We start from the raw sequence: 15884 nt of genomic DNA, 5'->3' as shown, positions 1-15884 counted from the left end.
CCATCGATTAAATGCATTTTCTTCATTCTATCAGAAATTTTTCACGAAGATCTTTAACTATCATGTATATTCAAGTCCTGTAATCCCTAACTCTCTCAACATAGCTTGGTCATACTCCAGTTCTTGCACGGGCGGAATAACTAAAGTCGAGTGTAATTTAAGTTCTTGTTTTGGCAAATCCATCAGCTTGACTTTTTCTTTCCTAACCTCATCAAGCGGCGTGAATTTTGCTTCATAAATAATTACCTCGTGATCACTTGGGATGTCTTTGTAGAGATGGTTCACTAGACACTGTAATTTACTCTCATCACTACTAAATTTACTTGCCGTATGGTCTCCAGCGATAGCTATTTGCCACAATAATATATAGCCTTTCGTGTTTAACGTATGATCAAACAACATCAACTGAGTTGCTTCAATACTTTGCACCCCATAGTTACCGGGATCTATCTGCAGGTCAGCATATAAACACGCCTCTGCAGAAATACCTGGCTCCATATAAGCAACAAAACCCTCTTTATGTGACTGCTCAATCGCCATGTGGGGCACGCAAGAAAAAACCCCAGCATGCCCATAAAAAGCTCCGCATACTCGTTTCCCTTCACGAACATCATTCATCATAACGTCAACCATCTTTTCGTAAGTCTGCACCCTATTCCTCCCTTTTTTATAATAGGGCTGTAAGCTTTTCACATTAGAATTACAATTTTTAAGCCAAGTCTCACATAATGCATGCGGCACTAAGCAATAAATGACATCAGCTTCTTCTATTATTTTTTGGCATCTCGCTGTAATATGTCCTGCTAAGAGCATGCCTGTACTTACTGCGACAAAACTCCCTCTTTGTTCTTTCATATTATTTTTTCTTGTCCTTGCACATGACAATTATTACCAAACAATTTTGCGGGTCGCCTAAGATATTTTTAATTTCCTTCTGATCGCCTTTCATAATAGCTTTTATTTCGCGCTCCTCTAAACCGAAATCCTTCATAACAGCTTCTGGATTTTCTACATATGACTCGTTGAGTTTTGGATCTTCCGATAGTTTGATAACGAATTCTTCAAATTTCTTTTTAGACATATTAATTCCTTACAATTCCCCGTAATACATGCATTTCAAGCCAAACGCTCCATTTATACCCTAGCATTATAAAAAAAGCCAGCTAACGCTGGCTTTCAAGTCAAGTACTCAGTTGACAGAAATTTATTCCGCATAAGTTTCTGTCGCTGGGCAACTACACATTAAGTTTCTGTCGCCGAACACATCATCAATTCGATTTGTCGTTGGCCAGAACTTGCTGAGAACTGTTGCTTCTGATGGATAAACAGCTTCTGCAATAGAGTAAGGTTTATCCCAATCACGTAGGTCAGCCTGAGTATGTGGTGCGTTAACCAGTGGGTTATTGTCTTTATCCCACTCGCCGCTAGCCACTTTTTCAACTTCCTGACGGATGCGAATCATGGCGTCAACAAAACGATCCAATTCATACTTAGATTCGCTTTCCGTTGGCTCAATCATGAAGGTGCCAGCAACTGGGAAGCTCATTGTTGGGGCATGGAAACCATAATCCATCAAGCGTTTCGCAAAATCGACTTCACTGATACCAGTCTCGTTTTTAATATCACGTAAATCAATGATGCACTCATGAGCGACTTTATCGTTACGACCCACATACAAGACTGGATAGTGCTCAGATAACTTATTTTTCAGGTAGTTAGCATTCAATAACGCAACTTCTGTTGAACGACGCAAACCGACTTGGCCTAGCATTTTAATGTAGGCCCATGAAATCGGAAGAATCATGCCGCTACCATAAGGCGCTGCTGAAACCGCGTTATCGCGCGCTTCTACACTATGCACTTTACGGACTGAGTGCCCCGATACAAAAGGTGCTAGGTGTGACTTAACACCAATTGGTCCCATACCTGGGCCACCACCGCCATGAGGAATAGCGAATGTTTTGTGTAGGTTTAGGTGTGAGACGTCTGAACCAATATCGCCTGGGCGTGAAATACCCACCTGCGCATTCATGTTGGCACCATCCATGTAGACCTGACCACCGTTGTCATGAATGATGTCACAAATATCTTTAATTTCTTCTTCGTAAACGCCGTGTGTTGAAGGATAGGTCACCATTAGTGCCGCTAAGTTGTCCTTCATCTCTTCAGCTTTCGCCTTTAGATCGTCAACATCAACGTTACCGTTCTCATCACACTTCGTAATCACAACTTTCATGCCAGCCATCTGGGCAGACGCTGGATTGGTACCGTGTGCTGAGCTAGGGATTAGGCAAATATTACGATGACCTTCACCCTGGCTTTCGTGATACTTTTTAATCGCAATTAAGCCTGCGTATTCACCCTGTGCCCCAGAATTTGGTTGCATCGAAACAAAGTCGTAACCGGTAATTTCCACCAAGTCTGCTTCGAGTTCCTTGATCATCTTGATGTAACCATAGGTTTGGTCTTCAGGAGCAAACGGATGGATACATGCAAATTTAGGCCAAGTGACTGGCATCATTTCACTGGTTGCATTCAGTTTCATGGTGCACGAACCTAGTGGGATCATGCCATGAACCAATGAGAAATCCTTTGTTTCTAAACGCTTGATATAACGCAACATATCCGTTTCAGAGTAATAGTCGTTAAACGTTGGATGCGTTAAGAAATCTGACTGACGGACCAGTTGCTCAGGGATTGATGGTTGAGCCTCGCTATCCAATTCAAAAATATCTGACTCTGCTCCCGTAATGACTTCGATTAATTGCTCGATATCAGCTTGGCTTTTTGCTTCATCGATCGAGAAGCTTACCAAGTCACCATCGTAACGTAAGTTAACGAGCGCTTCTTTGGCACGATCTTGAATCGCTTCCACATCAGAAGCTCGGAATGTCACGGTATCAAACCAATGGTCATTGACCACTTCCATACCTGAATTGACTACCGCCGAAGCGACGATTGAAGCATAGCGATTGATACGACTGGCAATGGTCGTTAGACCTTTTTTGCCATGATACACCGCATAGAAACTCGCAATATTGGCTAACAATACCTGCGCTGTACAAATATTTGATGTCGCTTTTTCGCGACGAATATGTTGCTCACGGGTCTGCATCGCCATTCGTAATGCATTGTTATCACGCGTATCTTTTGACACACCGATAATACGACCTGGTAACGAGCGCTTGAATGATTCACGTGTCGCAAAGAAGGCTGCGTGTGGGCCACCAAAGCCCATTGGAACACCGAAGCGTTGGGCTGAACCGAATACTACATCAGCGCCCATCTCGCCTGGCGACTTCAATAATACTAAGCTCATAATATCTGCAGCTACGCACGCTATTGCTTTCTTCTCATGTAGCTTTTCGATAATGCTTTCAAGGTTTGTAATGTCACCGTGCACGTTGGTGTATGACAATAATGCACCAAAGACATCGTGACTAGCTGCTTCTTCGATTGGCCCAATAATTAAATCCCAGCCATAGTGCTCAGCACGCGTTTTCACCACATCAATGGTTTGCGGGAAGGTTTTCTCATCAACAAAGAAGGTATTGCATTTTTTATTCTTTGACGATCGTTTTGCTAAGCCCATAGCTTCAGCAGCTGCGGTTGCTTCATCTAACAATGACGCGCTCGCTAACTCCATACCCGTCAAATCCATCGTCATTTGCTGGAAGTTTAGAATTGCTTCCAAACGACCTTGCGCGATCTCAGGCTGGTATGGCGTATAAGCCGTATACCATGCTGGATTTTCAAGCACATTTCGCTGAATGACAGCAGGTGTAACCGTGTCGTAATAGCCCATACCTATGTATGACTTGGCGACAATATTTTCGTCCGCCAGCGACTGTAAGTATTCCAAGGTCTCACGTTCAGAACGAGACGCTTCAACGCCAATCGGCTCTTTCACTTGGATTTTATGCGGAACAGCCTTTTCTACTAAGTCGTCTAATGAAGACAAGCCCAGCTCACTGAGCATTTCTTGAATCTCGTTCTCACGAGGACCTAAATGGCGGCGGATAAAATCATCCGACTGTTGTAAATCTTGCAAGCTTGTTTTATCAGTCATACTGGTCGCGACCTATCAATTTCAATTATGCCGATCTGCATAAACTGTTTAATCGAAAAAGCCTCGAACAACTCGAGGCCCTTAAAATGTGTCACTGTTGGCTAGTGACTGGTGGATTACGCCTCTCGGCTAACCCATCCTATTATTTAATACTGAGTTCAGAGCATTTAGCTCCAAATCTTAAAACTTTAGAAAACGCACCAACCAAACTATTATTGCGTTCAGAGCAAGGCAAATGTGTTAATAACGAGGCGACGTTTACTTTATGCTAAACGAGCTGAGTTATTGATACATTTAACGAAGCTATGAGCCAATAATTTATTCGTCAGCGATTTCTTCAGCGTACTCTTCTGCCGATAGCAGTGAGTCCAAATCACCTGAGTCAATTTTCATCTTGAACATCCAGCCGTCACCGTAAGGATCGCTGTTGATTAATTCTGGTGAATCTTCCAGCTCTTCGTTCACTTCAGTGATAGTGCCCGCTAATGGCGCATAGATATCGGATGCAGCTTTAACCGACTCAACAACCGCGATTTCGTCTTCTACGTCGACTTCGCTATCCACTTCTGGCGCTTCTACGAACACCACGTCACCAAGTAACTCTTGTGCATGCTCAGTAATACCAACGGTTACGATGCCGTCACCTTCATCACGGATCCACTCGTGGCTCGATACATATTTTAATTCTGCTGGAATTTGGCTCATTGTCTCTTCCTCTATAGCCACCCGCCAGGGTAATCTATCAGTTCAAAAATTAATCGTATTGTATATGAAACTTTAGCGCTGCCCAAGCCTTTCTCAGCAAGGGTTTTGCGTTAATGTGTACAAAAAGGTTAGCGCTCTAGGCGCCAACCTTAAATCAATGACTTACCTTTACGTACGAAACTCGGTTTTACCACTTTCGCCGGAATTTGCTTCTTACGAACCTGCACTAGAACGTCTTCGGCATCGACCGAACGCTGCACGCGGGCCATCGCGATGCTTTTACCTGTAGTCGGTGACATAGTACCAGAGGTCACGACGCCAACCACTTCATCGTTTACGAGAACTTCTTGGCCTTCACGCATAATGCCTTTGCCATCAAGCACCAAACCTATCAGCTTACGTGGAATGCCACTAGCCTTTTGCGCTTCTAGAGCCTTACGACCCACGAAATCACGACCTTCCGGCTCCCAAGCAATGGTCCAGCCCATGTTGGCTTCTAACGGCGATACCGTTTCATCCATGTCATGGCCATACAAATTCATGCCCGCTTCTAGACGTAGCGTATCGCGTGCAGCTAAACCGCATGGCTTAACGCCCGCTTTGATCAAAGCATTCCACAGCTCAACGGCTTTATTGTCTGGAACTAAGATTTCGTACCCGTCTTCACCGGTATAACCCGTACGAGCGACGAACAAGTCTCCAGCATAAGCTGCCACAAACGGTTTCAACTCAGCAACGGCTTGTTTTTGCTCATCTGAGAACGTCGACTGCGCTTTCTCAATTGCTTCGGGGCCTTGGACGGCAATAATGGCTAAATCAGAACGCTCTTCGACTGACACATCAAACTGCTGAGCAACATTCTCCAGCCAAGCTAAATCTTTCTCGCGAGTCGCCGCATTAACCACTACGCGGTAATGGGCATCGTTTAAATAATAGACGATAAGATCATCAATAACACCGCCATCTTCGTTTAACATGCCGGTATAAAGCGCTTTACCTGAATCTTTAAGCTTAGCCACATCATTGGCCAATAAATATTGCAAGTACGGCTTAGCTTCGCTGCCTTTAATTTCAACAATGGTCATGTGTGAGACGTCAAACATACCCGCAGCTTCACGCACAGCTGCATGCTCATCAATCTGCGAACCATAATTTAGCGGCATATCCCAGCCACCGAAATCAACAATACGCGCTTCAGCGTCAACGTGCGCCTGATACAAAGGTGTTTTACTGCCCATAACGACACCGTTCCTTAAACAATTGAGTGGTCATAATGGCGCATGATTATACAGGGGTTCGAATGACAAAAGAACCCAAAAGACTCCTCTAAGGGAATGGATACTTGCTGATATACTATTTTGTTATTTTAATGCTTTTCATTTGGGTAAGATTTAATCACGTACTTGATTAAACCTTTATCATCTAAAGCAAGACCCTTCAGCATTACACCTCTTACAAAAAGCCCTTCTAAAAATTTATCCGATGTTATTTCAAGCCGCTGGATTACCTGGGTTACATTCGCGTCCCTTCTGTCCAATATTTCGAAAACATATACTCCGTCATTTTCTCCACCATACCTCAAGCCCCAGCTTTCTAATAAAATATTGGCCGCCTTAAAAAAATTTCCGCTTCCTGATACCTGCCAACGTCTACCTTCCTTTACCCCAGACAGTTGAACCAATGGTTTCTCAGAGTATGTTGTACCATTTCTATTCAGTATTACTCCAATGTTCCCGTGGTAAAAATCAGGGTGCGAATAAACCTTTAAAGTGCCCGAAACCCCATCGTTATAATTATGAGTATGTTGCCATTTATTTGTATTTGGAAACCCAAGATCTGTTGAAGGAGAATGTGTTATAAAAATTTCTCCACCCTTTCCACGCTTTTCTACAGTGAACATTAGCTCACCTAAGCTAGCGCTCGTTACAATGTTGTTTTCTGGGCTTGTTGCAATCGTTACTAACTTTTCTTCGCCAGTAACATGAGTCGACTTTCCTACTTTACTTGTGTAACTTTTATATGAACAACCTGTACTGAGCATCACCAATAGACAAAATAATAAACTCTTCATTTCACTCCCTCCTTAAACCTCACTCTTTTTTATTAATAATATAACCGGAATGATCCCTACGGCAACCAGCATAATCGCAGGTAACGAGGTCAGCTCCCACTGGCCTTCGGCGCTGAGCTCATAGATACGCACTGCCAGCGTGTCCCAGCCGTAAGTTCTTAAGATTAGAGTCGCTGGCATCTCCTTCATCACTTCGACGAACACCAACAGTAATGCGGTAAATACGCCTGGGCGCAGCAAGGGAATATATACTCGAAATAGTCTTTCGCGCTTTCCAGCGCCGAGAATTCCCGCCGTTTCTACGACGCTTGGTTTGATTTGACCCATCGAACTCGACAGTGGGCCGTAACCAATTCGCAGGAATCGAATGACGTAGGCGAGCAGTAAGGCGAACAACCCTGTCGCCAGCCATTGGCTTTGATCATCCATGATGTCAGCGATCCAACTATCGATCCCGTTGAGCGCCATCATAATGCCAACTGCCAACACAGTACCCGGCATGGCATACCCCAACTGCGAGAACTCTGTCATAAAGCTTCTCGACTTAGTCTGTTTTTGGCGCTGCGCCCAGACCATGATGCTAGCGACTAACAAAGTGATCACTGCCGCTAACACAGCCAATATGACTGTGTTGAATAAGAGATCAATCGTGCCTTCGGTATGCTGTTCGAAGCTACTGACGACCCAGTAAAGCAGCTGAATGACTGGCAATATAAAGCCCAACGCAAACACTGACCATGCGCCAACTTGTGCTAATACTCCCCAGAACCCTGTTAGATGCTGACGGTACTGTTTTAATGCGGCACCGGATTGCTCATAACGTCCTTTACCGCGCCCCCACTTCTCAGCAATCACAGCTAAGCTCACGAACAGTAGTAATAAGCAAGCCAACTGCGCTGCTGTGCCATGGCTATAAAAACCGTACCATGATTTATATACAGCTGTGGTGAAGGTGTTGTAGTTAAAGATACTGACCGCGCCAAAGTCGGCCAGAGTCTCCATCAAGACCAAAGCCAAACCTGCAACCCATGCTGGGCGCGTCAGCGGTATGACTAGTCGCCAAAAAGCACCAGCCTTGCTGTAACCTAAAGTTCGCGCACTCTCGTAACTCGAGCGACCTTTTCGCTGCAAAGCACTACGCATCAATAAATAGACGTACGGATAGAGAGAAAGTGTAAAGACTAACCCCACCCCAAGCGGATTACGCATATCTGGCAACCACTCAATGCCTAGACCAAGGGAGAATAAGAGTTTCTGGAGTGGGCCACCGAAATCGGTGAAGCCTAAGAGTACAAACGCTAATATATAAGGCGGGATCGCTAAAGGTAGCATCAGCCCCCATTGCAAAATGTTTCTGCCAGGGAAGTCGTACATAACGACGAGCCAAGCGAGACTGACTCCAAGCAGAAAGCTTGCCGTTCCAACCAGTAGGATCAGAATGATGGTGTTAGAAAATAGTTCAGGTAGCTCAGTTTGCCATAGATGCGACCACAGCTCAGACTCAACTTGCCCCCATGAGCCCAAGAGTGGCATCAGAGGCATGACGCAAATTGCGAATACGGCCGCCAGTAATGTCACTGGCAACCAAGCGCCCATACGCTGACGCCAGCGATAAACGCTGGCGTCAGTGACTTTTGAGTTTAATGATGTTTTTTTCTGCAAGTCTTCTTATTCAGGGTCAAGAAAGTTTATTTGTAACCTGCTCTGTCCATCACTTTAACCGCTTGTGGCTGTAGCTCACCCGCTTTTGATAAGTTCATATCATCCGCTTTGAAACTTCCCCAAGCTTCCACCTCTGGAACAGGCTTAATTTCTGGGTTCGCTGGGTATTCCATATTATGGCCAGCGTACATTTGTTGCGCTTCTGCGCTTGAAAGCCATTCTAACAGCTTTGTGGCATTTGCGACATTAGAAGAGTGCTTGGTGATGCCCGCGCCTGAAATATTAACGTGAACGCCAGACGTTTCTTGATTTGGCCAGAATAAGGCTAAAGGAATGTCAGGGTTTTCTTTTTCTAAGCGTCCGAAGTAGTAAGTATTAACCACACCCACATCACAAGCACCCGCCTCGATAGCGTTCATCACTTTTGTGTCGTTAGAGAAAGGATCTGTTGCTAAATTGCCAACCCAGCCCTCAACAATCTCTTGTGCTTTTTCTTCGCCGTGACGCGCAACCAACATCGCCACTAATGATTGGTTATAGACTTTCTTTGACGTTCTTAAGCACAAGCGACCTTTCCACTGCTCATCGCCCAGCGCTTCATAAGTCGTCAATTCTTCTGGGTTAACTCGCTCTTTGCTGTACACAATCGTACGTGCGCGAACCGTTAAACCGTACCATTCGTTATTTGGATCTTGGAGGCTCTCTGGAATATTACTTTCAAGCACATCTGAATCAATCGGCTGTAGAATGCCTTCTTGAGTCGCTTGCCATAAGTTACCAGCATCAACGGTCATCAAAATATCCGCGGGTGAACGTTCACCCTCAGCCTTGAGTCGACTGATGAGTGGCGCAGCGCCATCAGTAATGTAGACCACTGGAATACCAGTCTCTTTAGTGAACTGCTCGAAGAAAGGCTTGATCAAATGCTCTTTACGAGACGAATAGACCACAATTTCTTTCTGCTCTGCAGCCGGTTTTTCAGCTTTTGATTCTTGTGATTCAGTCACTTTTTGGTCATTCGCAGGCTTATTATCCTGCTCAGAATCGCTGCAAGCGGTTAGCGTTAAAGCCGAACCAACTGCAAGTGCAACAAGCCAGTTATTCATTGTTTTCATGTATAAGGTATCCTAGGAGTTTCCCGTAGAAAGATAATGCACAAATGATAATTATTATCATTTGTCATTTCAAGCAAAGTTTTATGACATTTATCTAGTCATAGTGCATTCGTTCAAAGCCCCATGGCCTTGCGTATCAGTTTTTGCTTAATTAAAGGATGTTTATCGGTCAGCGCTAAGCCATAACTTCGCGCCATCTGTACCACTGGGATCTCTTGTTCAAACAGTCTTTTAAAGCCCTGCATTGCCAACTGCATTGCTTTCGTTTCAGACTTTCGCGCTCGTTCAAAAGGACGCAGTCGATGCTTTAGGCCTATATCCGCGCTTTTATTAAGCGAGACCTCAATGGTCTTAGCTAATTCTTGTGCGTCAGCAAAACCAAGATTCACGCCCTGCCCTGCAAGTGGATGAATGGTATGCGCGGCATCGCCAATCAGCGCCAACCGGTGTTGAACCATGGTGTCTGCGGTTCTTTCAAACAATGGGAAAGCGACCGGTTCACTTTTAAGCGTCACAGCCCCCAGAGTTGCTTCAAAGGTATGGCTCAGGCGTTTTTCAAAATCTGCTGAATCGAGAGCTAACAACTCTTCGGCATAGGCTTCATCGACCGACCACACAATGGAACACAAATGATTGTCTGCTAAGGGCAAAAAGGCCAAGGGTCCATGATGATCGAAACGCTGCCATGCTGTGTGTTGATGGGGGGCGTCGGTTTTCACAGTGCACACAATCGCTTTATGACCATAAGACTTTTGCACCTGCCCCACGTCACTCGCTTTGCGCAACCAGGAAAAAGCACCATCAGCACCGACTAATAACGCGGCCTTTAGCCGCTTACCCGAAACCAGCGTTAACTCAGCACAGTCATCATGATAAGTCACCTCCTGACACTTCTCGGGGCACAGCCAATCAACATTCCGTGCTCGCTCAATTGATTGGTACAATGCACGACGTAACACACGGTTTTCAATGATATAGCCTAAGTTTTTCTCGGCAATTAGACTGGCATCAAACTCAATACTACCGTGAGTGGACTCACCATCCCACACACACATACGGCGATAAGCTGATTTTTCTTCTGCAGCAATGCCAGACCATGCTCCTACATCCTCAAACAATCGCTGGCTTGCTCGTGTTATTGCGCTAACCCGTGCATCTACCGTACCTCGCTGCCACTCAAGCTCCACCGGTTTTGGCTCAATCACCCCCACCCGCAGATCACGTTGCGATAACGCAGCACTCAAAGTCAAGCCCACCATACCGCCACCCACAATGATAACGTCATAGTCGAGCTTTACTGGTCGATTACCCTCGCTCATACCTAGCCCTGCTCCTTATCAAAACACGATTTAAAAACATCCTCAGGGTTAGTTTCTTCTTCTAACACATACGTTAACAGCTTGGGGATCGGAGGGTGTTCTCGCTCAACAATGCCAAGCCTCAACCTTTGTGCATCAATGTCGCTAATCAACGACTTTGTCTTCTGCTCAATCGCATGTTTCTCAAATTCGTGCTCTTGTTCAGGCAGCATGCCTTCCGCCAGCCTGCTACCCAAATCATCACCCAACAGCTTTGAAGCCTGCTGCCACGCTAAGTATTCAAGCTCCAGAGCCTTTACCTGTTCTGGGTTGGCCTCTTCACCCTCCTTGCGGCGCTCGCGGTAAATTTGCGTGGTCAAATACGACGTTTTACACATCACTAAAGCTGTATAACCGTCCGCAATCGCTCTATCACAGTAAGGTTGCGCTCGCTCCATATTGTCTTCGTCACCCTTGAGATAGAGGCGATAGGCTAGTCGTACATTAGCCATTGAGTCACCAGCTTGGGCCATAGTCTCAAGGTCATCAATCTCGTAAAAATCGTAATCAGACTGCTTTTTGATGCCTAGATTTCCTTGTGAATACTCGGTTTCAAAATACCCTCTGGAGAATGCCCAAGCTCTTATCTCTGACATAAACGTCTCGGACTCATACCCCTCACCTTTAGGATACCAGTCATCATATTCATGAATCAGCTGGCATAGCTTTTCGTCGGGTAACTTAACTTCAGAGTCGTTACTAACATCATCCGTAGCATCCGACGATGTGTGCGTCACTTCTGGGGTAGTGATAGTAGGCTGAACGTCGTCATGTTGATCTGGCTGAGCGTCAGGCCTTAGCGTATCAGGCATTTTCTCGGCTTCAAAAGTGGCCGTGTCTTCTACTACTTCATCACGGCTTGCAGTTGATAGCTTGTATGCTAGCACCGCCAAAGCAATAACAACCGCCGTAAGAAGTGCAATGATTTTATTCGTCATTTGCCGCCAACTCACTGTTATTAAAGTTAAAGCCCATGGCTTGTTGAGCAAACACTTCCTTAGCCACTGGCGTTACATCCAGCGCTTTCAATAATAAATTTCGCGTCAACGACATCGGTGCCCATGGATTAGCAAACCAACGAGCGAGTGACTCAGTCGTCCATACCGTCTTGTCTCGATCCGCCTGTCGCAAGCTCTCATAGTGGCTTAGTACGTCATAATGCCCATAATCAGCATCTTTCACACTGTGGAGACACTGACTTAGCGTGGCCACATCACGCAAACCTAGATTAAACCCTTGTCCCGCAATGGGATGCAACGATTGAGCAGCATTACCAATCAGCACGCAACGGCCTCTGAACACAGTTTCTGCTTTTTGCTGCATCAAAGGGAACGCATTGCGCTTGCCGACTTTAGTGATGCGTCCTAAGCGAGCGCCAAACTCTGACTCCAGCTTCTGGGCAAAGTCTTGCTCAGACAGCGTCAAATAATGCTCCACATCTTCTCGTGGTTTTGACCATACCAATGCCATACGGTTTTGAGTTAAAGGCAACAAAGCCAAAGGACCATGCGGTGTGAATCGCTCGAAGGCACAACCTTGATGGGGGCGCTGCGTCGACAAGTTACATACAATCGCCGACGTTTCAAAATCGCGCACATCACTGTCAATATGTAAGGCTTTCCTTAAAGGCGAACGCGCACCATCAGCCAACACAACCAGCGAAGCAGTCACTACTTGCTCTGTTCTCTGGTCACCCTCTTTAGTCTCTACTCTTAAACTGACTTCTTGCGCAGACTGCTCAAGTCGCGTTACTCGTGTTGGTGCAAATAAATCAATCCCTTCATGGTGCTCAATTTTTTCATGCAAGACACGACCCAACTGCCAGTTTTCGACGACGAGACCCAACGCGGTTACGTCACAATCTTCAGCCTTAAGTCGCGCGAACCCGATATGGCCTTGTTCAGACACATGGATCTGCTGAATAGGTTCAGCAATGCTGAATAACTTATCAGATACACCCAAATGTTTAAGAATATTTAACGATGCTGCTGATAGCGCCACCGTTCGGTCATCAAAGCTTGGTTGGCTTGGTTTATCCAAAGCAAAGGCTTCAAACACTCCACAAGTGATACCCTGTTGCGCTAGTGCCAACGCTAAACTCGCGCCAGCCATGCCACCGCCGACAATGACTACTGGATAATGCTGTTTAGGTTGTATTGACTTCATTGACTAACCCGCCATTAATCGCTCGATCTCGGCACGGGTTTTCGGGACATCTTTCGACAAAACATCATACCCCTTACTGGTAACCAGAATATCGTCTTCAATCCGTATTCCAATACCCCGCCACTTTTTAGCAATATTATGCCCATTCACTCGGGTCATGGTTTGCGGAATATAAAGCGCAGGTTCGACCGTAAGAACCATCCCAGCTTCCAGCACTCTAGGCTGTCCATGCAGGTGATAATCGCCCACATCGTGCACATCTAGTCCTAACCAGTGTCCTGTTTTGTGCATATAAAATTCGCGATAAACTCCTCGTTTAACCAAGTCTTTGGGCTCACCTTTAAGAATTTTCAGGTCGACCAAACCCTGCGTTAACACCTCTACCGCTTTATTGTGGATATGATCCCAGTGATTTCCTGGCTTCACCATCTCAATTGCCGCCAGCTGCGCCTCTAGCACCACATCGTACAACGCAGCTTGCTCTTTTGTGTATTGCCCATTCACTGGAATGGTGCGGCTGATGTCTGAGGCATAGTGCTCAAACTCACCACCGGCATCGACTAATAATAAATCACCGTCATGCATTTCATCAGCATTTTCAATGTAGTGCAGAATGTTCGCATTCTCGCCTGAAGCCACGATCGAAGGATAAGCAGGGTAACGGCACTGCCCCTTAGCAAAATGATAGTGCAGCTCCGTCTCCATCTCTCGCTCAGTTTTACCTGGCGCACACGCCTTCATCAATTCAATGTGAGCTTTGGCTGAGACCTTTGCCGCATGACGAATTCTTTGAATTTCAGCAGCAGACTTGACCAAACGCATATCATGCAAATGATGCCCAATATCAATCAGCTCGCCCGGCGAGCCGGTACGCTTGGCTGGTGACGTCATTAATTCACTTCGCCACTCCATCACCTTATGGTCAAATTCTGAGTTAGCGCCTAACGCAAAATAAATACGCTCACGACCTTCCATAAGCCCAGGCAATATGTCGTCTATGTCATCAATAGGAAACGCGTCGTCAGCACCAAGCAGCTCAATCGCACCGTCTTGTCCAAGACGCTTGCCATGCCAACGCTCTTGCGTGATGTCTTTTTCACGATTAAACAGAATAAACTCAGCTTGTTTGCGACCCGGGATAAGTACCATCACCGCTTCAGGTTCATTAAACCCTGTTAGATACCAAAAATTATTATCCTGTCGGAAAGGAAAATTGACATCATGACTGCGAACTTTTTCTTCAGCTGCAGGCAATATTGCGATGGAGTTAGGCCCCATCCATTGCATCAACTTTTTACGTCGCGCAGCAAAATTAATGGCTTTCATATCGTAATAATACGGTTAGTGGAGCTGTTGCTGTTCAGGATCTGGCATTGGCTCAGGTTGATTAGCTTGGAAAAGAAGCAATGCTGACATCTTAATATGTTCGCATACTGTCATAAAGGCTTTCTCCATCTCCTCATCAGGCTCTGACATCTCAAAATCAATCTGCGCAATTTCACCGATATCGTGTAGCGCTTCTTTGGCTTCACCTTCCAACTCTTTACCATCTTTGCTTGGCACGAGCCCATAACCCGCGAGATACCCTTGGCACCACTCTCCAATCGCCCTAGCTCGTTGCTCTAATGGTAAGTCGTCTTCTGGTCTCATCAAATCAATCGAAAACGAATCCACTTGGTAATCTTTCTGACAGAAAGCGATCAGCTGTTCCAGTCCTTCCAATGCCGGATCAGGCAATGGCTCTCCAGAAGCGAGAAACTCACTCATGTGCTGCTGCCAGCGTCCACTTTCGATCACAAAACCATGACCGAAAAGTCCATGGATCATACCGGAAAGTTCCGAGGGCGTTAGATCGGGGAAAAAGTTTTGGCATAGCTCAGCGGCTTGGGTGTAATTCATAATGTCTTGCAATAAACGTCTATCATTTTGGCGTTAGTGTAACCCTTGTAGCCATTAAAACCCAGTTTATCGGACAAAGTTCCATGATCTGCAGCCAAACAGTTGGCTTTGTGGCTGATTATTGATTGACCAGCCTAGCTCAGAACTTTATAGTATACTTTAACAAAATTGGGTAACTTACTATGTTGGCTCACTATGACAGAAAGTCAATTTGAACAGTTAGAAGAAAAAGTTGATGCCTTGCTAGCGCGCTTCAATACCATTGATACTGAAAATAAGCAGCTGCGACAGCAAGTTAACGAACTGCGTGTAGAGCGTGATCGCTTACAAAGTCGTAACGAGTCAGCGCGCAAGCAAATTGATCTGATGATTTCACGTTTAAAGTCAATTTAAAACAACGACGTGAGCTCACAATAACAATAATAGTAAGTAGTCACATAATTTTTGGGGAAGTCCTGTAAACTCTTAGACTCACAGGAAGATTGATAACGATGGCTGATACCATGGCTAAATCCAAAGCAACTCCGGTGAATATCACCATACTGGGGAAAGAATTTCAGGTTGCAAGTCCTGAGGACGAGCATCAAACCTTGCTACAAGCCGCTAACTTCTTGGATCAACGTATGCGAGAAATACGTTCATCGGGGAAAGTTTTGGGCCTAGAGCGTATTGCTGTCATGGCAGCACTCAATTTAAGCTATGAACTCTTAAACTCGCCTAGTATCGACTCCGATGAAGCGTCTGAATTGGGCCAACGCATCCAGTTAATGCAAGCCAAAATTGACGACGCCCTCAAAGAAAGCGAACAAATAGGGCTGACGGACAATCCCTGATTTTGT

Annotated in this window: 15 protein-coding genes; 2 read left to right on the top strand and 13 right to left on the bottom strand. The window is 45.5% G+C overall.

Annotation, left to right across the window (positions count from 1 at the left end):
* Window positions 1-60: 60 nt before the first annotated feature.
* The 13 genes from KFK88_RS02305 to KFK88_RS02245 all read right to left on the bottom strand — a co-directional run bounded on the left by KFK88_RS02305 (window position 61) and on the right by KFK88_RS02245 (window position 15045).
* Window positions 61-855, bottom strand: coding sequence for an SAM-dependent methyltransferase (locus KFK88_RS02305; protein WP_223577040.1), 795 nt, complete (start codon window positions 853-855; stop codon window positions 61-63).
* Window position 856: 1 nt separating this feature from the next.
* Window positions 857-1081: a hypothetical protein gene (locus KFK88_RS02300; RefSeq protein WP_223577039.1), complete on the bottom strand. Its 225-nt coding sequence runs from the start codon at window positions 1079-1081 to the stop codon at window positions 857-859.
* A gap of 123 nt (window positions 1082-1204) precedes the next feature.
* Window positions 1205-4069: an aminomethyl-transferring glycine dehydrogenase gene (gene gcvP, locus KFK88_RS02295; protein ID WP_223577038.1), complete on the bottom strand. Its 2865-nt coding sequence runs from the start codon at window positions 4067-4069 to the stop codon at window positions 1205-1207.
* A 318-nt stretch (window positions 4070-4387) separates the two neighbouring features.
* Window positions 4388-4774, bottom strand: coding sequence for a glycine cleavage system protein GcvH (gcvH, locus tag KFK88_RS02290; protein WP_046560350.1), 387 nt, complete (start codon window positions 4772-4774; stop codon window positions 4388-4390).
* Window positions 4775-4923: 149 nt separating this feature from the next.
* Entirely contained in the window at window positions 4924-6012 is a 1089-nt protein-coding gene (gene gcvT, locus KFK88_RS02285; protein ID WP_223577037.1) for a glycine cleavage system aminomethyltransferase GcvT, read from the bottom strand.
* A 128-nt stretch (window positions 6013-6140) separates the two neighbouring features.
* Window positions 6141-6845 (bottom strand): hypothetical protein, encoded by a 705-nt coding sequence (locus tag KFK88_RS02280; RefSeq protein WP_223577036.1) that lies wholly within the window; start codon window positions 6843-6845, stop codon window positions 6141-6143.
* Between the two features lie 12 nt (window positions 6846-6857).
* Window positions 6858-8507, bottom strand: coding sequence for an ABC transporter permease (locus tag KFK88_RS02275; RefSeq protein WP_223577035.1), 1650 nt, complete (start codon window positions 8505-8507; stop codon window positions 6858-6860).
* A gap of 26 nt (window positions 8508-8533) precedes the next feature.
* A complete protein-coding gene (locus KFK88_RS02270) occupies window positions 8534-9622 on the bottom strand; it encodes a Fe(3+) ABC transporter substrate-binding protein (RefSeq protein WP_223577034.1) in 1089 nt (362 codons plus the stop codon).
* Between the two features lie 113 nt (window positions 9623-9735).
* Window positions 9736-10941 carry a UbiH/UbiF/VisC/COQ6 family ubiquinone biosynthesis hydroxylase gene (locus tag KFK88_RS02265; protein ID WP_223577033.1) on the bottom strand — a complete coding sequence of 402 codons (1206 nt, stop codon included), beginning with the start codon at window positions 10939-10941 and terminating at the stop codon, window positions 9736-9738.
* A 2-nt stretch (window positions 10942-10943) separates the two neighbouring features.
* Window positions 10944-11918, bottom strand: a complete 975-nt coding sequence (locus KFK88_RS02260) for a hypothetical protein (protein WP_223577032.1) — start codon at window positions 11916-11918, stop codon at window positions 10944-10946.
* A complete protein-coding gene (gene ubiH / locus KFK88_RS02255) occupies window positions 11908-13146 on the bottom strand; it encodes a 2-octaprenyl-6-methoxyphenyl hydroxylase (protein WP_223577031.1) in 1239 nt (412 codons plus the stop codon). The genes KFK88_RS02260 and ubiH overlap by 11 nt, the downstream gene beginning before the upstream one ends.
* Before the next feature lie 3 nt (window positions 13147-13149).
* Window positions 13150-14472 carry an aminopeptidase P N-terminal domain-containing protein gene (locus tag KFK88_RS02250; RefSeq protein WP_223577030.1) on the bottom strand — a complete coding sequence of 441 codons (1323 nt, stop codon included), beginning with the start codon at window positions 14470-14472 and terminating at the stop codon, window positions 13150-13152.
* 15 nt (window positions 14473-14487) lie between these two features.
* Window positions 14488-15045, bottom strand: coding sequence for a UPF0149 family protein (locus tag KFK88_RS02245; protein ID WP_223577029.1), 558 nt, complete (start codon window positions 15043-15045; stop codon window positions 14488-14490).
* 195 nt (window positions 15046-15240) lie between these two features.
* Between KFK88_RS02245 and zapB the strand changes: the two genes are divergently transcribed.
* Both zapB and KFK88_RS02235 read left to right on the top strand, forming a co-directional pair.
* Complete coding sequence (gene zapB / locus KFK88_RS02240; protein ID WP_223577028.1) at window positions 15241-15438, top strand: cell division protein ZapB; 198 nt, start codon at window positions 15241-15243, stop codon at window positions 15436-15438.
* 98 nt (window positions 15439-15536) lie between these two features.
* Window positions 15537-15878: a cell division protein ZapA gene (locus KFK88_RS02235; RefSeq protein WP_223577027.1), complete on the top strand. Its 342-nt coding sequence runs from the start codon at window positions 15537-15539 to the stop codon at window positions 15876-15878.
* Window positions 15879-15884 lie beyond the last annotated feature (6 nt).

The sequence above is a fragment of the Kangiella taiwanensis genome (assembly GCF_020005165.1).
GTDB lineage: Bacteria > Pseudomonadota > Gammaproteobacteria > Enterobacterales > Kangiellaceae > Kangiella > Kangiella taiwanensis.
The sequence above is the reverse complement of the archived record's forward strand: the minus strand, read 5'-3'. Positions and strand labels throughout refer to the sequence as shown.